Origin of the sequence: Bradyrhizobium pachyrhizi, from assembly GCF_001189245.1 — a bacterium.
GTDB lineage: Bacteria > Pseudomonadota > Alphaproteobacteria > Rhizobiales > Xanthobacteraceae > Bradyrhizobium > Bradyrhizobium pachyrhizi.
Map to the genome: position 1 here is coordinate 138853 of NZ_LFIQ01000119.1, position 19490 is coordinate 158342.

A 19490-nucleotide genomic window follows, 5' to 3' on the forward strand; every position below is an offset into this window, starting at 1 on the left:
CTAGATGTGTTCCGGGTGAGGGAGAGCTTCCGCGAATGCAGCTATCGCCGTATTTGCGGAGACAGCCCCTCACCCCAACCCTCTCCCGTAAGAACGGGGTGAGGGAGCACACCGCCTTCGCGGCTGCCGTCCAATCTCGCCTCACCTCACCCTAGCCCCACGGGCCGCGCTGGCCTGATCCGCCCCATGGGCTGCGCGGCGGATAGCTTCCGCCGGCCGGGCGCGGCGCGGTCTGGGTGCCGAGTTCGGCGGCGAGCTGCTGCAGCGCGGCGATGCGGTTCGCGGTCGAGGGGTGGGTCGCGAACAGGTTGTCGACGCCGTGGCCCGACAGCGGGTTGATGATGAACATGTGCGCGGTGGCCGGATTGCGCTCGGCCTCCATGTTCGGCACCTGGTGCGCGGCGTTCTCGATCTTCGCGAGCGCCGAGGCAAGCCACATCGGCTGGCCAACGATGCGGGCGCCATAATTGTCGGCGGCGTATTCGCGGGTGCGGCTGATCGCCATCTGCACCAGCATGGCGCCGAGCGGCGCCAGGACCATCATCGCGATCGAGCCGACGATGCCGGGACCGTTGTTGTTGCGGTTACCGCCGAAGAACATGCCGAACTGCGCCAGCATCGAAATCGCACCGGCGATCGTCGCCGTGATCGTCATGGTGAGCGTGTCGTGATGCTTGATATGCGCAAGCTCATGCGCGATCACCCCGGCAAGCTCCTCGCGGCTGAGCTGCTGCATCAGGCCCGTGGTGACGGCGACCGCCGCATTCTCCGGATTGCGGCCGGTCGCGAACGCATTGGGCTGCGCCTCGTCCATCAGGAACACGCGCGGCATCGGCAGCGCGGCGCGCTGCGCCAGCTCGGCGACGAGATTGTAGAGTTCGGGCGCCGAGCCCGCATCGACCTGATGGGCGCCGTACATCGACAGCACCATGCGATCGGAATTCCAGTAGGTGAACAGATTTGTCGCAGCCGCGACCATCAGCGCGATCACGGCGCCGGTGCCGCCGCCGATCAGATAGCCGACCCCCATGAACAGGGCGGTAAGGCCGGCAAGCAGGAGCGCGGTGCGGAAATAGTTCATCGTGGTTCCCTGACGGCAGACGGAATGCTGCCACAACTGACGCCGCTGAGGTAGGGATTTTGCCGCTGAAGCCGCAAGGGGAACCAGTGCGTCGCAGCGACGCGGCGCGGGTTAACAATCGGTTATGTGCAAGCAGTCACCCGTAGCCCGGATGAAGCGCAGCGAAATCCGGGATCGCTTCTGCGGCGCACATTGCCCCCGGATTGCGCTTCGCTCCATCCGGGCTACAGGGGCGCGCCTACGCCGCCGGCTCCTGCGCGATCGCCGCTTCGTCCTCGCGCAGCGCGACGCGCAACATGCGGGCGAGTTCGGCGCGGCTGTAGGGTTTTGCCAGGAACAGGATGCCCTGCTCGAGCTTGCCGTCCTGGTCGATGGCGTCATCGGTATAGCCCGACGTGAAGAGGACGCGGAGGCCGGGGCGGCGTTTCCGCGCCTCGGTGGCGAGGTCGCGCCCGTTCATCGCGCCCGGCATGATGACGTCGGTGAACAACAGATCGATCGGCGCGCCGCTGTCGAGCACGGCAAGGGCTTCGCGGCCATTATTGGCCGACAGCGTGGTGTAGCCGAGGCTCTCGATCTGGGTCAGCACGTAGGAGCGCACCAGTCTGTCGTCCTCGACGACGAGCACGATTTCCCGCGCGCCGCGCGCGTCCGGCTGCCGCCGCTCGGGTATTGCTGCCGCTGAGACCACCGCCGCGCGCGGCAGATAGAGCATCACCCTGGTGCCGCGACCGACCTCGCTGTCGAGCACGACGTGGCCGTTGGATTGCTTGACAAAGCCGTAGACCATGCTGAGGCCGAGCCCGGTGCCCCTGCCGACGTCCTTGGTGGTGAAGAACGGTTCGAACACCTTGGCCAGATCGGCTTCCGCAATGCCTCGGCCGCTGTCGGTCAGCGCGATCGCGACATAGTCGCCGGCGGCAAGCCCGTCATGGCCGTTCACGTCCGATGGCTTGAGCTCGGCGGTGCGGGTCTCGATCGTCAGCCGGCCGCCCTTCGGCATCGCGTCGCGCGCGTTGAGCGCAAGGTTGATGATCGCGGTGACGAGCTGGTTGCCATCGACCAGTGCGCGCGGCAGATCGGGTGCGGAGCGAAAATCGATGTCGACATGGTCGCCGATGGTCGGCCGCAGCAGCTCGATGGTGTCGGCCATCAACGCGTTGACGTCGACGTCGCTCGGCTGCAGCGGCTGCTTGCGCGCGAAGGCGAGCAGATGCCGCGTCAGCGATGCGCCGCGCTCGGCGGCGTCGCGGATCAGCGCGGTGATCTCCGTGAGCTGGCGGTTGTGGGTGACCGCCTCGGCCAGGATGTCGATCGTGCCGGTGATCACGGTGAGGATGTTGTTGAAGTCGTGCGCGATGCCGCCGGTGAGCTGGCCGACCGCTTCCATCTTCTGCGCCTGACGGATCTTGCTCTCATTGGCCTCGGCCTCGCGGAAACGCTCGAGCAGGAATTCCGAGCGCTGGCGCTGCCGTCCCTCCTCCGCGAGCGCGACATGGGCCTCGCGCAGTTGCTCTTCGGTCGGGATCGCGAGGATCCGCGGGATCAGCGGCCAGAGCAGCACTGCGGTGAAGATCGAGGCGACAGCGGTCAGCGCCTTGAGCAGGCCCTCGAGACCGTAGATCGGCACCCACAGCGTGTAGATCGAGAACACATGGGTGAGGCCGCAGGCGAGGATGAACGCGGCGAACGGCCACGCCATCCAGCCGAACTGGAAGTCGCGCCGCTTGGAGACGAGGATCGCCAGCGCAAACGGAATCGAGAAATACGAAGCGGCAATGATCGCGTCTGAAATCACGTGGAGCCAGATCAGCTCCGGCTCCCACAACAGGCAGATGCCGTGCGGCGAAAACGTCGACGAATCCAAGAGACGCTCGAGAAAACTCCACATGGGTCCCTCCGGGCGTGATCGATCCGCCGACACCCCTGCCCGCGAATCACCCGCCGATCATAGCGGCGGCGTCTTGCCGTGCCGAAGCCCAATTGGTCTAAGAGCGGCACCCCCGTTGTTGCCTGGTGTCGCCCTGGTGTATGCAGATTGGGCTTCAATTCCCCTTTTTCCAACCGGTGACATCGATGCCAGCCTCTCCCCTCCGCGCCCCGATCATGATCGCAGCGATCGCGGGGGCGCTGGCGCTCTCTACCCTCGCCTCGGCGCAGCAGCCGTTGCCCAGCCCCTTGAATCCCGCGCCGGTCAGGCCGCGCCCTGCCGCCGTCGCCTCGCCGAGGGCTGCGTCCTGCCACAACGGGCAAAACTTCGATCGCTTCCTCGCCGAGCTGAAGCAGAAGGCGGTCGCCGCCGGCGTCTCGCAGCGCACGATCGCGGAGGCCGCGCCCTACCTGATCTACGACCAGGGCATCGTCAACCGCGACCGCGGCCAGCGCGTGTTCGGGCAGATCTTCACCCAGTTCGCCGGCCGCATGGCCGCGAACTATCGCATGCAGCAAGGCCAGCAATACATCCGGACCTATGCCGCCGCGTTCGCGCGCGCCGAGAAGGAGTATGGCGTGCCGCCGGCGGTGATCGCCGCGTTCTGGGGACTGGAGAGCGATTTCGGCGTCCAGATGGGCAATTTGCCGACGCTGAAATCGCTGGTGTCGCTGGCCTATGATTGCCGCCGCTCCGAGATGTTCCAGGGCGAGACCATCGCCGCACTGAAGATCATCGAGCGCGGCGACCTGACGCCCGACGAGATGATCGGCTCATGGGCAGGCGAGCTCGGCCAGACGCAATTCTTGCCGACGCATTATTTCAACTACGCGGTCGACTATGACGGCGATGGCCATCGCAATCTCCTGCAAAGCGGCCCCGACGTGATCGGCTCGACCGCGAACTACATCGCGACCGGATTGAAATGGCGGCGCGGCGAGCCGTGGCTGCAGGAGGTGCGTGTGCCGCAGGCGGCAAACTTCCCGTGGGACCAGGCCGACCTCACCATCAAGCTGCCGCGCTCGAAATGGGTATCGCTCGGCGTCAGCTTGACCGACGGCAAGCCATTGCCGAATGACGAGATGCCGGCCTCGCTGCTGCTGCCGATGGGCCGGATGGGTCCGGCGTTCCTCGCCTATGCGAATTTCGCCGCCTACACCGAGTGGAACAACTCGCTGATCTATTCGACCACCGCCGGCTATCTCGCCGGCCGCATCGCGGGGGCACCGCCGATGCAGCGGCCGCACGGGCCGGTCGCGCAATTGCCGTTCAATGAGATCAAGGAGCTGCAGGGACTGCTCGCGCGCGCCGGCTACGACGTCGGCAAGATCGACGGCGTGCTCGGACAGGCAAGCCGCAGCGCGGTGAAGGCGATGCAGATGAAATACGGCCTGCCGGCGGATTCCTGGCCGACTGCGGAGCTCCTGGCGCGGGTGCGCGGCGGGCCCCGCACCCAGCCGGCCGCCGATGCCGCGGCACCGGGGATGCGGTAGAGCGAACGCCCATTTTCCGTAGCCCGGATGCAGCGCAGCGAAATCCGGGGCAAGCCCCGATGCGCCTCCCCGGATTGCGCTGCGCTCCATCCGGGCTACGCGACCTCGAACGATCCGTCACTCTGAGAGGGTGCACGGGTGGGAAATATTTGACCAAGTGTTACAACCGTCCGCAGTTGTATTCTTCCCCTCGTCGCCCCACTTGCAACATCGCCGTTCGGTAACATCCGAATTTCATCAGAACAGGGAGCATCACATGTCCTTTCATGACGCCGTCGTCCCCGCCTACTTGCAGATCCTCAACAGCCTCACCGGCGAGCTGACCAAGGCCGAGGCGCATTGCGAGGCGAAGAAGATCGCGCCCGAGGTGCTGCTGGGATCGCGGCTCTATCCCGACATGCTGCCGCTGACCAAGCAGGTGCAACTGGTCTGCGATCACGCCGCACGGGGCTGCGCGCGGCTGACCCATAGCGAGGTGACGTCGACGCCCGACACCGAGAAGAGCTTCGGTGAGCTGAAGCAGCGGCTCGCCAAGACGATCGACTATGTGAAGTCGTTCAAGCCGGCGCAGTTCGACGGCGCCGACGCCCGGGACGTCACCTTCCCGATCGGCCCCGATCGCACGATGACCTTGAAGGGCCAGCAATTCCTCAGCGCGTTCTCGTTCCCGAACTTCTATTTCCACGCCGTGACCGCGCACGGCATCCTGCGCCACAACGGCGTCGAGATCGGCAAGCGCGATTTCCTCGGCGTCAGCTGACGCACTTCGGCGATCCATATTCCCCGCGACGGGATTTTCGCTTCACGCCCTCGCCCGTGCTACTGCTCCCTGACAACAACAAGACGTCAGGGAGCACGCCATGTCGACCACAACCCACGCACCGAAAGCCATCGATCCGTCCGCTTCGCTGCATGCCGAAGCACTGGGGCTGGCGAAGAACCACGGCCGCCTCGCCGGGCGGCGCATCATCGTGGTCGGCGCGGGACAGCGCACAACCGTGGATGAAGCCCCGCCGATCGGCAACGGCCGCGCCATGAGCGTGCTGTTCGCGCGCGAGGGCGCGTCGGTCGCCTGCCTGGACGTCAACAAGGACGCCGCCGACGATACCGTCGCGCAGATCACAGGCGAAGGCGGCAAGGCCTTCACCGACGTGGTCGATGTCGCCGACGTCGCAGCGATCGCGCCCGCCGTCGAGCGCTGCGCGCAGAAGCTCGGCGGGCTCGACGGGCTGGCGCTGAATGTCGGCATCTCCTCCGGCCTGTCGCTGCCCAAGATGACGGCCGAAGCCTGGGACCGCGACTATGCCGTCAATGTCCGCAGCCACATGCTGTTCGCGCAGAAGGCGCTGGAGGTGATGGCGCCGGGCGGCGCGATCATCCTGATCTCCTCGATGGCGAGCCAGCGCGCCGGCGGCCGCAACCCGGCCTATGAATCCTCCAAGGCGGCGCAGATCGCGCTGGGGCGGGCGATCGCGCGGGCCGGCGAGGACAAGGGCATTCGCTGCAATGTGATCGCGCCCGGCTTCATGGACACGCCGATGGGGCGCGACGCCAGCCGCAGGCGATCGGACCGCGCCGTGACAGTGCCTTTCGGCCGCCAGGGCACCGGCTGGGAGGTCGCCTATACTGCGCTGTTCCTGATTTCGAATGAATCCTCCTACGTCAACGCGCACACCTTGTTCCTCGATGCCGGCCACATGGGCGGAATTGTGCGCAGCTAGCCTGCGGAGTGCGAATGCCTCGGGCATTGCGCTCGTCGCGGCAATGCACAATTCTCCTTCATCAGTCATTCTCTGGAACATTTCGCATGAGCCAATCGACCAAACTTCTCGAGCCCTACAAGCTCGGCCCGCTGACGCTGCCGAACCGCCTGGTGATGGCGCCACTGACGCGCAACCGCGCGGTGCCGCCCGGCATGGTGCCGAGCCCGCTCGCGGTGGACTATTACGGCCAGCGCGCCTCCGCCGGCCTTCTGATCACCGAGGCGAGCCAGGTCTCGCAGCAGGGCCAGGGCTATCAGGACACACCCGGCATCTATTCGAAGGAACAGGTCGAGGGCTGGCGCAAGGTCACCGATCGCGTGCATGAGCGCGGCGGCCGCATCTTCATCCAGCTCTGGCATGTCGGCCGCATCTCGCACACCTCGCTGCAGCCGAACGGCGGCGCGCCGGTGGCGCCGAGCGCAATCCGCGCCAAGGGCAAGACATTCGTCAACGGCACCTTCGCCGACGTGTCCGAGCCGCGCGCGCTCGAGCTGTCGGAAATTCCCGGGATCATCGAGGACTTCAAGCGCGGCACGGCGAATGCGCTGGCGGCCGGCTTCGACGGCGTCGAGATCCACGGCGCCAACGGCTATCTTCTCGACCAGTTCGCCCGCGACGGCACCAACAAGCGCACCGACGCTTATGGCGGCGGAATCGAGAACCGCGCCAAGCTGATGCTGGAAGTGTCCAAGGCGGTCGCCATCGAGGCCGGCGCCGATCGCACCGGCATCCGGATCTCGCCGGTGACGCCGGCCAACGACATCACCGACTCCAATCCGCAAGCGCTGTTCGACTACATCGTCGACCAGCTCAGTACGCTGAAGCTGACCTATCTCCACGTCGTCGAGGGCGCAACCGGCGGCCCGCGCGATATCGCACCGTTCGACTACGCCTCGCTGCGCAAGCGCTTCAAGCAGGCCTATGTCGCCAACAACGGCTACGATTTCGCGCTGGCGGAGAAGGTGCTGGAGGCCGGCGCGGCCGACCTGATCGCGTTCGGCAAGCCGTTCATCTCCAACCCCGACTTGGTCGAGCGGCTAAAGGCCGGCGCGCCGCTCAACGAGTGGGACAAGGCGACCTTCTACGGTGGCGGCGCCAAGGGCTACACGGATTATCCGACGCTGAAGGCGGCCGAGGCGGCGGAGTAAGGTCGACCAAAGACTGTCATGCCCCGCGAAGACGGGGCATCCAGTATTCCAGAGACGACAGCGATTGATCGAGACGCCGCGGCGTACTGGATCGCCCGATCAAGCCGGGCGATGACAGCGGAGAAAACAAAAAGGCCGGGATCGCTCCCGGCCTTTCGTTGTCTTCGGATGGCGTGGGCTGGTACGCCTTTGCTTGCTGCCTTACTTCGCTTCGGCGCGCTTCGGCGGGTTGGCCGGCCACGACTTGATCAGCGTGTCGTAGTCGACCGTCTCGCCCTTCGGCTTCTCGTTCGCGAGCTTGCGCTGCGGAGCGATGGTGCCGTCCTTCTCGGCCTTCTTGTACCAGAACTCGGCGGTTTCCTTCTTGTTCAGCTTCGGTCCGCAGGCGCCCTGCACACCGGACTTCTCAAGACGCTCCATCACCGAATCCTGGGCCGCGGCCAGCGCGTCCATCGCCTGCTGCGGCGTCTTGGTACCGGACGACGCATCGCCGATGTTCTGCCACCACAGCTGCGCGAGCTTCGGATAGTCGGGCACGTTGTTGCCGGTCGGGGTCCACTGCACGCGCGCGGGCGAGCGGTAGAACTCGATCAGGCCGCCGAGCTTCGGCGCACGCTCGGTGAACGACTTGTCCCAGATATCGGACTCACGGATGAAGGTGAGACCGACATGGCTCTTCTTCAGCGACACCGACTTGGAGATGATGAACTGCAGATAGAGCCAGGCTGCCTTGCGGCGATCCGGCGGGGTCGACTTCAGGAGCGTCACGGAGCCGGCATCCTGATAGCCCAGCTTCATGCCTTCCTTCCAGTAAGCGCCGTGCGGCGACGGAGCCATACGCCACTTCGGCGTACCGTCCGCGTTCATCACGGCGATGCCCGGCTTCACCATGTCGGCGGTGAAGGCGGTGTACCAGAACATCTGCTGGGCGATGTTGCCCTGCGCCGGCACCGGACCTGCTTCCGAGAAGGTCATGCCCTGGGCTTGCGGCGGGGCATACTTCTTCAGCCAGTCGAGATATTTGGTGATCGAGTAGACCGCGGCCGGGCCGTTGGTGTCGCCACCACGCTCGACCGACGAGCCGACCGGCCGGCAGCCTTCCATGCGGATGCCCCACTCGTCGACCGGCAGGCCGTTCGGGATACCCTTGTCGCCGTTGCCTGCCATCGACAGCCAGGCGTCTGTGAACCGCCAGCCGAGCGAGGGATCCTTCTTGCCATAGTCCATATGGCCGTAGATCTTGACGCCGTTGATCTCCTTGATGTCGTTGGTGAAGAACTCGGCGATGTCTTCATAGGCCGACCAGTTCACGGGCACGCCGAGCTCGTAGCCATACTTGGCCTTGAACTTGGCCTTGTACTCGGGGTTGGTGAACCAGTCGTAGCGGAACCAGTAGAGGTTCGCGAACTGCTGGTCGGGCAGCTGGTAGAGCTTGCCGTCCGGCGCCGTGGTGAACGACTTGCCGATGAAGTCGTCGACGTCGAGCATCGGGTCGGTGACGTCCTTGCCCTCACCCTTCATGTAGTCCGACAGGATGATGGTCTGGCCATAGCGGAAGTGGGTACCGATCAGGTCGGAGTCATTGATCCAGCCGTCATAGACGTTCTTGCCCGACTGCATCTGAGTCTGCAGCTTCTCGACGACGTCACCTTCCTGGATGATGTCGTGCTTGAGCTTGATGCCGGTCAGTTCGGAGAACGCCTTGGCCAGCGTCTGCGATTCATATTCGTGCGTCGTGATCGTTTCCGAGACGACGTTGATCTCCATGCCCTTGAAGGGTTCGGCGGCCTTGGCGAACCACTCGAGCTCCTTCTTCTGGTCTTCCTTCGACAGCGTCGAGGGCTGGAATTCCGCGATCCACTTCTGGATCACGGCATCGTCGGCGGCGCGGGCCGGCGTGGCGACCGCGAGCGAGGCTGCGATCAGCGCGGCGGCGCTGGTCATAGTCAAAAGACTATCCTTTGTCGTTCTCAAATGTCGCATTATGATTCCTCCGGTTGCAGCGACAAACAAAACCCCAGGCCCGGGTAGACCCCGGATCTGCTCTTCTTCGCTTTCGTCAGACGGTGCGAAAGATCGCCACGGCTGAAAGAAGCGAAATCAGCGTTGCGAGCCACAGGCTCGAAATTTCCACACCCTCGCCGATCGGCAGGGTGAGGATCGGATCGGTACCGACGAGGCCGATCCACACCAGGTGGATCACCGCCGCCAGCACCAGCGAAATGAACAAACGATCGCCGCGCGTGGTCGGGATGCGCAGCACGCCGACCCGCTCGGCCTCGGGATAGATCGCCGCGAGCCAGGTCATCACGCCGAGCGTCGAGGCCAGCAGCACGAAGAAGATCGCGGTCGGCAGCGTCCAGGCCATCCATGCGATGGATTCCATAAGTGCCTCCTAGACCCGGCCGAGCGCGAAGCCGCGCGCGATGTAGTTGCGAACGAACCAGATCACCAGCGCGCCCGGAATGATTGTGAGCACGCCAGCGGCGGCGAGCAGGCCCCAGTCCATGCCGGCGGCCGAGACCGTGCGCGTCATGATCGCCGCGATCGGCTTGGCCTGCACCGAGGTCAGCGTGCGCGCGAGCAGCAGCTCGACCCAGGAGAACATGAAGCAGAAGAATGCCGCGACGCCGATGCCGCTCGCGATCAGCGGCACCAGGATCTTGATGAAGAAGCGCGGGAACGAATAGCCATCGAGGAACGCGGTCTCGTCGATCTCGCGCGGCACGCCGGAGACGAAGCCTTCGAGAATCCACACCGCCAGCGGCACGTTGAAGATGCAGTGCGCGAGCGCGACCGCCCACGGCGTATCGAACAGGCCGATCGCCGAATACAGGTTGAAGAACGGCAGCGCGTAGACCGCCGCCGGCGCCATGCGGTTCGACAGCAGCCAGAAGAACAGATGCTTGTCGCCGAGGAAGCGGTAGCGCGAGAACGCATAGGCCGCCGGCAACGCCACCGCGATCGAGATGATGGTGTTGAGCACGACGTATTCGAGCGAATTGATGTAGCCCGAATACCAGCTCTCGTCGGTGAAGATGCGCTTGTAATGCTGCAGCGTCGGCGTGTGCGGCCACAGCGTCATCGTCGAGACGATCTCGGCGTTGGTCTTGAAGCTCATGTTGACGAGCCAGTAGATCGGCAACAGCAGGAAGGTCAAAAACAGCGCCATGATCAGGCGGCGGCCGGGGATCGAATGCATCACGCCGCTCCTTCCTTGGCCGGACGCTCGGAGCCGGCATTGACCATCACGGTGTAGAACACCCAACACACGATCAGGATGATCAGATTGTAGACCAGCGACAGCGCCGCGGCCTTGCCGAGGTCGAACTGGCCGAGCGCGATCTTGACGAGCTCGATCGAGACGAAGGTCGTCGAATTGCCTGGGCCGCCGCCGGTGACCACGAACGGCTCGGTGTAGATCATGAAACTGTCCATGAAGCGCAGCAGCACCGCGATCAGCAGCACGCGGTTCATCTTCGGCAGCTGGATCGCCTTGAACACCGCCCAGCGCGAGGCGCCGTCGATCTGCGCCGCCTGGTAATAGGCGTCGGGGATCGACTTCAGCCCGGCGTAGCAGAGCAGCGCGACGAGGCTGGTCCAGTGCCAGACGTCCATCACGATGACCGTGACCCAGGCGTCGACCTCATTGGACACGTAATTGTAGTTGAGGCCGAGGTGATTCAGCACATAGCCGAGCAGGCCGATATCGGGCCGGCCGAAGATCTGCCAGATAGTGCCGACCACGTTCCACGGAATCAGCAGCGGCAAGGCGAGGATGACGAGGCAGGCCGCGACGCTCCAACCCTCGCGCGGCATCGACAGCGCGACGATGATACCGAGCGGCACCTCGATCGCGAGGATCACGGCAGAGAAGAACAGGTTGCGACCGAGCGAGGCCAGGAAGCGGCCGCCGAGATCGGTCGATGGATCGAGCAGCTCCTTGAACCAGCCGACACCGTTCCAGAAGAACTGGTTGTTGCCGAAGGTGTCCTGCATCGAATAGTTCACGACGGTCATCAGCGGCAGCACCGCCGAGAACGCGACCACCAGGAACACCGGCAGCACCAGAAACCAGGCTTTTTGGTTGATCGTCTTGTCCATCAGGCGACCCCCTCCACCAAATGGCTGTCGGCATAGACGTGAACATGCGCGGGATTGAAGATCAGCCCGGCGGTATTGCCGGAGACCGAGAAGCCCGGCGGCACGCGCGCGGCGAATTTGGTATCGCCGACCCGCACGCGGGCGAACTGGATGCGGCCGAGATCGTCGATCCGCTCGATGGTTGCCGACAGCAGCCCTGACGCCGGCGGCGCGACATCGACGAATTCCGGCCGCACGCCGATCTCGATCTTCTTGCCCGCAGGCAGCACACCATAGTTTCGATGCAGGCCGATGACATGGCCGTCGACCCGCGCCTCGTGACCACGGACCTCGGCGGGCACGATGTTCATGCCGGGCGAGCCGATGAAATAGCCGACGAACGTGTGCGCCGGCTTGTCGAACAGTTCGGCCGGCGTGCCGCTCTGCACCACGCGGCCGTCATGCATCACGACGACGGTGTCGGCGAAGGTCAGCGCCTCGGTCTGGTCGTGAGTGACGTAGATCATCGTGAGGTCCAGCTCGCGATGCAGCGCCTTCAGCTTGGAGCGCAGCTGCCACTTCAGCTCGGGATCGATCACCGTCAGCGGTTCGTCGAACAGGACGGCCGCGACGTCGGAGCGCACCAGCCCGCGGCCGAGCGAGATCTTCTGCTTGGCGTCGGCGGTGAGCCGCGTCGCCTTGCGTTTGAGATAGGGCGTGAGGTCGAGCAGATCGGCGATCTGCCTGACCCGCGCGTCGACCTCGGCCTTCGCGACGCCGCGATTCTTCAGTGGGAAGGCCAGGTTCTGGCCGACCGTCATGGTGTCGTAGATCACCGGGAACTGGAACACCTGCGCGATGTTGCGCTTCTGCGTCGACAGCGGCGTGATGTCACGGCCGTCGAACAGGATCTTGCCGCGCGACGGTGTCACGATGCCGGAGATCAAATTGAGCAGCGTGGTCTTGCCGCAGCCGGACGGCCCGAGCAGCGCATAGGCGCCGCCTTGCCGCCAAGTCATGGTGACCGGCTTCAGCGCAAAGGATTCCTGCGGCGCGTCGTTGCCGCCGTAGGAGTGCGCGAGATCGACGAGGTCAATGCGGGCCATGAAGCATCTCCCTCACTTGCCGTTGCCAGCTGACGCGTTTGCTGCACGCGCACTGCGATGCACGTTGCCCGAAAACGCGGTCGCAGGCGACGCGACGAGGCGGTCGGCCGCGTCGAACACGAAGATGTTGTCGGGATCGAGCGCGGCGTCGAGCACCTGCCCGGGTTCATATTCGTGCACGCCGTGCAGCACCGCGACCCAGTTCGAGCCGTGGACATGGACGTGCACAAAGCTCTCCGACCCAGTGATCTCGGTCACCGTCACCGCGGCGGAAAATTTGTGGCGGCCGGCCGCGACATTCCCGACCTCGAGCTGGTGCGCGCGGAAGCCGGTCCGATAGAGGCCGTCGGGCAGATTGGCATAGAGGCCGGCCGCGGGCGCCTGCTCGCCACCGGCATAGATCACTTGCGCCCCCTTCTTCTCGATGCCGATGATGTTGAGCGGCGGATCGGAAAACACCTGGGCGACGCGCAGCGTGTCGGGATGGCGGTAGACCTTCGGCGTCGCGCCGGTCTGCAGCGCCCGGCCTTGCCACATGCACACCGTGTCGCCGCCGAGCAGCAGCGCTTCCGACGGTTCGGTGGTGGCATAGACGAAGATCGCGCCGGAGGCCTCGAAGATGCGCGGCAGCTCGGCGCGCAGCTCCTCGCGCAGCTTGTAGTCGAGATTGGCGAGCGGCTCGTCGAGCAGCACGAGGTCGGCGCCCTTGACCAGCGCCCGCGCGATCGCGGTGCGCTGCTGCTGGCCGCCGGAGAGTTGCAGCGGCGTGCGCTTCAGGAACGGCTCGAGCCGCAACAGGCCGGCCGCTTCCGCTACCCGCCGCTCGATCTCGGCGCGCGGCTTGCCCTGCACGCGCAGCGGCGAGGCGATGTTCTCGTAAACCGTCAGCGAGGGATAGTTGATGAACTGCTGATAGACCATCGCGACCGAACGCTGCCGCACGTCGGCGCCGGTGACGTCCTTGCCGTCGACCAGCACGCGACCGGTGGTCGGCTTGTCGAGGCCGGCGAGCAGCCGCATGATCGAGGTCTTGCCCGACAGCGTCGGCCCGAGCAGCACGCTGAGCGTGCCACGCTCCAGCGTCAGCGACACATCGCGGATGGTCGGAATGCCATCCACGGTTCGCGTGACATTCTGCAGTGTGACGCTCATGCCCGTCCTCCCGCTTCGCGGAGGGGACGTTCACCGGACACGCGGTTGGCGAGCATCCACTCGTCGAGCGCGGCGATTTCACCCGCCGTCATCCGCAAGCCCAGCTTGGATCGTCGCCAGACGACATCGTCCGCAGTCCGAGCCCATTCGTTCGCCATCAGGTACCTGACTTCGCTTTCCGTCAAGGTGGCGCCGAAGGAGCGGCCGAGATCGGCCGTCGATGTTGCGTTGCCCAAGACTTTGCTGGCGCGCGTGCCATAGGCATGGGCGAGACGATTGGCGTGCAATTGCGCGAGAAACGGATAGTTGCGGATCAATTCGGCGCTCAGCGCCGCGACCGCGGACACATCCATGTCGCCGCCGGGCAGCGGCGCCTTGCCGGTCCAGCCCTCCTGCGCTTTTGTGCCGCGGAGATAAGGCGACAGCCGCTCCAGCGCCTCTTCGGAGAGGCGGCGATAGGTTGTGATCTTGCCGCCATAGATCGACAGTAGCGGCGCACCGCCCGGCGTATCGAGCTCGAACACATAGTCGCGGGTCGCGGCCTTGGCTTCGCTGGCGCCGTCGTCATAGAGCGGACGCACGCCGGAGTAATTCCAGACCACGTCCTCGGGCTTCACCGGTTTGGCCAGATACGCGCTGGCGGACGCGCAGAGATATTCGATCTCCTCCTGCGTCGCCTTCACCTTGGCCGGATCGCCGTCATAGTCGCGATCGGTGGTTCCGATCAGCGAGAAGTCGCCCTGATAGGGAATGACGAAGATGATGCGGCCGTCGGCATTCTGGAAGATGTAGGCACGATCGTGGTCGTAGAGCTTCGGCACCACGATGTGCGAGCCCTGCACCAGGCGCACCTTGGCGCGCGCGTTGACGCCGGCGCCCGAGGCCAGGACCTGTTCGACCCAGGGACCGCCGGCATTGACCAGCACGCGTGACTGGATCGTGTCGCGGGCACCCGTGACACTGTCCTCGACCGTGACGTGCCAGACGCCGTCGACCTGCCTGATCTCGACCGCGCGGGTGCGGGTGCGGATCTCGGCGCCCCGATCGGCGGCATCGCGCGCGGTCAGCGCAACCAGCCGGGCGTCGTCGACGAAGCAGTCGGAATATTCGAAGCCCTTGGTGTAGCGGCCCGGAATCAGCGGCTTGCCGACCACGTCGCGGGTCAGATCGACCGAGCGCGTCGCCGGGAGCAAATGCCGGCCGCCGATGTGGTCGTAGAGGAAGAGGCCGAGACGCAACAGCCAGGCCGGGCGCAGGCCGGCGTGGTGCGGCAAAACGAAACGTAGCGGCCGAATGATGTGGGGCGCGATCTGCCAGAGGATTTCGCGTTCGATCAGCGCCTCGCGCACCAAACGAAACTCGTAATATTCGAGATAGCGCAGACCGCCATGCACGAGCTTGGTTGACCAGGACGACGTTCCGCTAGCCAAGTCATTCATTTCACAGAGGAAAACAGAGTTACCCCGGCCCGCCGCATCGCGCGCGATGCCGCAGCCATTAACGCCGCCTCCAATGATGGCGAGGTCGTAAATTCGGTCCAAAGAACGCTTCCCCCGGCAACCGCCTTCGCTTTGACGATTTTACTTTCGGATTGGAGTAAATCACAACCAAAAACGAAAGCAAAGTGAAAATGGGGAACTTTCGCTGGGGATTTCCTGGGCGGCGTGCTCACGGTCAGAGCTTTTGGGGAGACGAGACGGCGACGCTTGAGGCAACGCCGGGCAAGACGGCGGCGGACGATCAGGGACGCTGTGGCGATCGTCCAACGCGCAATTCCGGCAAGGCCTTCTCGGGGTCGTAGGTGCGGCGAGCGCCACCGCCGACCCGCCTTGCACACGCGCGGCTGTCACGCCCAAGCCAAACGATGAGCGCAAGCACGCCGATCATCGCGACGGCCGTATGACCGCCGCCGAACAGCACGAAGAGAACCAGGAATGCGACGAAAAGGATCGCATACCATTTGAGGGCGAAGCGGAGATAGATTCGCCCGACGGAGCGATCCCTGTTCACCTGATCGCCCGATTGCCTGGCAGCGACGCCGACAGCACGAGAAAGAAAAGCGGAAAGAACACGAAGACCGCGACATAGGCCCAGAGGTATCCGCCGCCGAGCGCGACTTGCAGGCCGCTATGTCCCGATGATTTTCGGTGCGCCAGGATCGCCCAGAATGCAAAGCAGAACAGCGGCATCGTGAGATACTTCCACTGCTCGCGCCAGTCGCGCAGGATGGTCACGAGGTCGCCAAGCAATGCAATCATGAACAGCGAAACCGTGACTGCATAAAGCGAGACCAGAGGCAGGAAGAGGTGCTCGAACCTCACTCGCGCGATTGCTTCAGCCGACATCGGGATGCCATCCGCAAACATGCTCCCGAACGGCGGGATTGCGAACAACCGCATGTCAAAGCCCATCGCCTGGCCAAGCCAGAACACGACGATCGCCATCAGGCCGATTGCCGACTGCGCGAGGAAGGCCCCGCTCGCGGTGCGCTGACAGAGCGATCCCGAAAGCAAGATCCGCGACAGTCCGTAAAGCAGTTTCCTGCCACGGCCGTTCTGCGTTTCCAGCTCTGAAAGCCAAGCCGAACCGTTCCCGCTGCCGAAGCGAAAGATATCGGGCCGGACGCTACGCGATGGCGGCTGGGTCTCACCATCGAAAGCGCGCATGACCACAAGCACGGAAACACCGCCGGCCAGCGCCGTTGCGCACGCGGATGCGACGTTAAAGCCAAGGACAAACGAGACGATGCCGAACAGCGCCGCCATGCCCAATGCCGTGACGATCTTGAATTGCGTGCTGACCAACGAACCGCTCCACCTCAGGCAAGCTACAGCAGCCGCCGAAAGGCATCCGAAACAAGTTCGCTAAAACTTGAGCGATCAAGCGCCTTGCGCGCTGCGCAGCGTCGCGGGTGCCGCGTCGGCGGCGTTGTCGTCGAGATCGACTTGCGGCTTGTCCATCGCGACGACCACCTCGATACCGCGGCTATGGCAGATATTGGCGAGGCCTGCGGGGAGCGGTGAATCGGTCACGAAGGTCTGGATCTGGCTCATATGGGCGATCCGCACCGGCGCGCTGCGGCGCAGCTTGGTCGAGTCCGAGACCAGCATCACGTTGCGCGCATTGGCGATGATCGCCTGCGCGACCTGCACCTCGCGATAGTCGAAGTCGAGCAGCGCGCCCTCCTCGTCGATGGCGGATGCACCGATGATGGCGTAGTCGACCTTGAACTGGCCGATCAGTTGCGTCGCGGTGGAGCCGACCACGGCGCCGTCGGCGCGGCGCACCGTGCCGCCGGCCACCACCACCTCGATGCGCGGATGGCGGTACAGCAGCATCGCGACGTTGAGGTTGTTGGTGATGACCAGCAGGTCCTCATGCGAGGTCAGCGCGCTCGCGACCTCTTCCGTGGTAGTGCCGATATTGATGAACAGCGAGCAACCGTTCGGAATCCGTGCCGCCGCGGCTGCGCCGATCGCCTTCTTTTCCTCGGCGGCGACGAAGCGGCGCGCCTCGTAAGCGAGGTTCTCGACGCCCGAGGCGATGATCGCGCCGCCATGGATGCGGGTCAGCGACCGCTGGTCGCAGAGATCGTTGAGGTCCTTGCGGATGGTCTGCGCCGACACCTCGAATCGCTTGGCGAGGTCTTCGACCATGACCCGGCCGAACGCGCGCGCGATGTTGAGGATTTCAGTCTGGCGATGGGAGAGTCCGGCCACGGCGGCCCCCTTGAAACGGCGAGTCGCCCATGGTGCGACCGTTCGGCACGGAGGTCAACGTGCAGTGCCGGGTCAGGGAGGGCCTGGGCGAAGGTGGATGCTTCGCCCAGGCCACGCGCAATGACGCGAAGGCGTTCTACGACGCCATCTGCATGGATTGACCGGTGAGCAGCCGGCGCGCCGCGCGCTCGGCCTCGCGGGCATTGCGGAAGATTTGGCCTTCAAGGCGGTCGAAAAGGTGCGATGCAGCAAAGAACTGATAACCACGCGCATCGCGCACCACGATACCCGCCGTCTGCGAACTCACTTCGATCACGTAACTGTCGGACATTTTCAGCCTCGGTTTGACTCCGGCCCGACAACGGAGTCGCTGGCTGTTTGTTCCTTGATTATTTGCGCGGCAAAGCGCCAAAAACTCCGGGTTTTTGCAATCAAATCACGCTCCGGACTCAGTTTCGACGCGTTTCCTTTCCCACCGAATCAGCGGCACTGGTGCGCGAAAGATGTCAGGTTTCGATCGTCGCGCCGTCGCGCTGAATCGGTTGCGGATGGCCCTGCTCGTCGATCGAGACATAGGTGAAATTGCCGTCGGTCACGAGGATCGACTGCTGCTCGCGACGGCGCAGCACCCAGGCCTCGAGGTGCACCGTGATCGAGGTGCGGCCGATCCGCACCAGATTGGCGTGGACGGAGACGAGATCTCCGACATTGACCGCCTTGCGGAAGTTCATCGCGTCGATCGCGACCGTCACGGTACGCGACTTCGCCACCTTGGAGGCGAACACGCCGCCGCCAAGATCCATCTGGCTGAGCAGCCAGCCGCCGAAGATGTCGCCATTGGCATTGGTGTCGGCCGGCATCGCCAGCGTGCGGATGCAGAGATCGCCCTTCGGCTCGATCTCGCTGCTGAGCGGCGCGTGAGCGTGGGCGTCGGTCACTTGCGAGTCGGTCACTTGCGGATCGCTCACTTGAATGCCTCCCAGCCGGGATCCGGCGCAAATCGTCCGCCGAACTTGCGCATCAAGGCCTGCATGGCCGACACCACATTGTCGACGCCGCGGCTGCGCGCATAGTTGAGCGGGCCGCCGCGGAACGGGGCATAGCCGGTGCCGAAGATCATCGCGCCGTCGACCATGTCGGGATTGTCGACGATGCCTTCGCGCAAGGCGGCGACGCAGACATTCGAGATCGGCAGCACCAGGCGGTCGATCATCTCATCGGTGACCCGGGGACCGGTCTCCGGCAGCGGCGCCTTTTCCGCCTTGCCGTCCTTCCAGGTGTAGAAGCCCTTATCGGTCTTGCGGCCGAGCTCGCCTTTGACGACTTTTTCGCGCAACCATGCAGGCGTCGGCGGCAGCGTGTCGCCGAACTTCGAGCGCAGCATGTCGCCGACATCGAGGCAGATATCGAGGCCGACCTGGTCGGCGAGTTCGATCGGCCCCATCGGCATGCCGAACTCGACGGCGGCCGCGTCGATCAGGCGCTGGTCGGTCTTCTCGTCCAGCATCATCATCGCTTCCAGCATGTAGGGCGTCAGCGCGCGGTTGACGAGGAAGCCGGGCGAACTCTTCACCGGCAGCGGCAGGCGGTCGATGGCGCCGACGAAAGCGAGCGCCTCCTTGAGCATCGTGGCATCGGTGCCGTCATGGCTGACGACCTCGACGAGTTGCAGCCGCGACACCGGGTTGAAGAAGTGCAGGCCGAGCAGCCGCTCCGGCCGTGCCAGCGTGGTGCGCAGATCCTGCAGCGGAATGCTCGACGTATTGGTGGCGAGGATCGCGCCCGGCTTCAGCTTCGGCTCGAGGCCGGCATAGACCTTCTGCTTCAGCTCGAGCTTTTCCGGCACTGCCTCGATGATCAGATCGGCATTGCGGACGCCTTCGCCGTCCATGTCGGGAATCAGCCGGTCCAGCGCGTCGCGCTGGTCGATCCGCTTGCGCATGATCTTGCCGAACAGCTCCGACGCCCGCTTCATCGCGCCCGCGATCGGCTCGGCCTTCATGTCGGCGAGCGTC

The 19490-nt window shown here is 64.8% G+C and carries 19 protein-coding genes; 4 read left to right on the top strand and 15 right to left on the bottom strand.

Annotated elements, in window-relative coordinates:
* Positions 1 to 151: 151 nt before the first annotated feature.
* Together htpX and AKL29_RS35660 are read right to left on the bottom strand one after the other, a co-directional pair.
* Entirely contained in the window at positions 152 to 1081 is a 930-nt protein-coding gene (gene htpX / locus AKL29_RS35655) for a zinc metalloprotease HtpX (protein WP_028333206.1), read from the bottom strand.
* A gap of 238 nt (positions 1082 to 1319) precedes the next feature.
* Positions 1320 to 2972, bottom strand: coding sequence for an ATP-binding protein (locus AKL29_RS35660; RefSeq protein ID WP_050387383.1), 1653 nt, complete (start codon positions 2970 to 2972; stop codon positions 1320 to 1322).
* 215 nt (positions 2973 to 3187) lie between these two features.
* On the opposite strand from AKL29_RS35660, the gene AKL29_RS35665 reads away from it, so the two are divergent.
* From AKL29_RS35665 to AKL29_RS35680, 4 genes are all read left to right on the top strand, one after another.
* Entirely contained in the window at positions 3188 to 4504 is a 1317-nt protein-coding gene (locus AKL29_RS35665) for a lytic murein transglycosylase (protein ID WP_050387384.1), read from the top strand.
* 256 nt (positions 4505 to 4760) lie between these two features.
* Positions 4761 to 5264 carry a DUF1993 domain-containing protein gene (locus tag AKL29_RS35670; RefSeq protein ID WP_050387385.1) on the top strand — a complete coding sequence of 168 codons (504 nt, stop codon included), beginning with the start codon at positions 4761 to 4763 and terminating at the stop codon, positions 5262 to 5264.
* 100 nt (positions 5265 to 5364) lie between these two features.
* Positions 5365 to 6225: an SDR family NAD(P)-dependent oxidoreductase gene (locus tag AKL29_RS35675; RefSeq protein WP_050387386.1), complete on the top strand. Its 861-nt coding sequence runs from the start codon at positions 5365 to 5367 to the stop codon at positions 6223 to 6225.
* A gap of 86 nt (positions 6226 to 6311) precedes the next feature.
* Positions 6312 to 7415: an alkene reductase gene (locus tag AKL29_RS35680; RefSeq protein ID WP_050387387.1), complete on the top strand. Its 1104-nt coding sequence runs from the start codon at positions 6312 to 6314 to the stop codon at positions 7413 to 7415.
* A gap of 201 nt (positions 7416 to 7616) precedes the next feature.
* Here the strand turns inward: AKL29_RS35680 and AKL29_RS35685 are convergent, their stop codons facing one another.
* The 13 genes from AKL29_RS35685 to AKL29_RS46065 form a co-directional block, all read right to left on the bottom strand.
* A complete protein-coding gene (locus tag AKL29_RS35685) occupies positions 7617 to 9359 on the bottom strand; it encodes an ABC transporter substrate-binding protein (protein ID WP_050387388.1) in 1743 nt (580 codons plus the stop codon).
* Between the two features lie 115 nt (positions 9360 to 9474).
* Positions 9475 to 9801: a DUF2160 domain-containing protein gene (locus tag AKL29_RS35690; protein ID WP_050387389.1), complete on the bottom strand. Its 327-nt coding sequence runs from the start codon at positions 9799 to 9801 to the stop codon at positions 9475 to 9477.
* A 9-nt stretch (positions 9802 to 9810) separates the two neighbouring features.
* The gene (locus AKL29_RS35695; protein WP_050387576.1) at positions 9811 to 10617 is read right to left on the bottom strand and encodes a carbohydrate ABC transporter permease; all 807 of its coding nucleotides are present in this window, start codon (positions 10615 to 10617) and stop codon (positions 9811 to 9813) included.
* Entirely contained in the window at positions 10617 to 11519 is a 903-nt protein-coding gene (locus AKL29_RS35700) for a carbohydrate ABC transporter permease (protein ID WP_028338609.1), read from the bottom strand. The genes AKL29_RS35695 and AKL29_RS35700 overlap by 1 nt, the downstream gene beginning before the upstream one ends.
* A complete protein-coding gene (locus tag AKL29_RS35705) occupies positions 11519 to 12604 on the bottom strand; it encodes an ABC transporter ATP-binding protein (protein ID WP_050387390.1) in 1086 nt (361 codons plus the stop codon). Before AKL29_RS35705 ends, AKL29_RS35700 begins: the two co-directional genes overlap by 1 nt.
* 12 nt (positions 12605 to 12616) lie before the next feature.
* On the bottom strand, positions 12617 to 13756 hold the full coding sequence (locus AKL29_RS35710; RefSeq protein WP_050387391.1) for an ABC transporter ATP-binding protein: 1140 nt from the start codon (positions 13754 to 13756) through the stop codon (positions 12617 to 12619).
* Positions 13753 to 15297, bottom strand: a complete 1545-nt coding sequence (glpD, locus tag AKL29_RS35715) for a glycerol-3-phosphate dehydrogenase (RefSeq protein WP_050387392.1) — start codon at positions 15295 to 15297, stop codon at positions 13753 to 13755. The genes AKL29_RS35710 and glpD overlap by 4 nt, the downstream gene beginning before the upstream one ends.
* A gap of 199 nt (positions 15298 to 15496) precedes the next feature.
* Positions 15497 to 15766, bottom strand: coding sequence for a hypothetical protein (locus AKL29_RS35720; RefSeq protein ID WP_050387393.1), 270 nt, complete (start codon positions 15764 to 15766; stop codon positions 15497 to 15499).
* A complete protein-coding gene (locus tag AKL29_RS35725; protein ID WP_152977906.1) occupies positions 15763 to 16521 on the bottom strand; it encodes a hypothetical protein in 759 nt (252 codons plus the stop codon). The genes AKL29_RS35720 and AKL29_RS35725 overlap by 4 nt, the downstream gene beginning before the upstream one ends.
* 114 nt (positions 16522 to 16635) lie before the next feature.
* On the bottom strand, positions 16636 to 17475 hold the full coding sequence (locus tag AKL29_RS35730) for a DeoR/GlpR family DNA-binding transcription regulator (protein WP_028333219.1): 840 nt from the start codon (positions 17473 to 17475) through the stop codon (positions 16636 to 16638).
* A 136-nt stretch (positions 17476 to 17611) separates the two neighbouring features.
* Entirely contained in the window at positions 17612 to 17806 is a 195-nt protein-coding gene (locus AKL29_RS35735; protein ID WP_016846235.1) for a hypothetical protein, read from the bottom strand.
* A gap of 175 nt (positions 17807 to 17981) precedes the next feature.
* The gene (locus AKL29_RS35740) at positions 17982 to 18413 is read right to left on the bottom strand and encodes an acyl-CoA thioesterase (RefSeq protein WP_152977924.1); all 432 of its coding nucleotides are present in this window, start codon (positions 18411 to 18413) and stop codon (positions 17982 to 17984) included.
* Positions 18414 to 18439: 26 nt separating this feature from the next.
* A partial coding sequence (locus AKL29_RS46065; RefSeq protein ID WP_244482607.1) for a 3-hydroxyacyl-CoA dehydrogenase family protein occupies positions 18440 to 19490 on the bottom strand: 1051 nt, incomplete at its 5' end.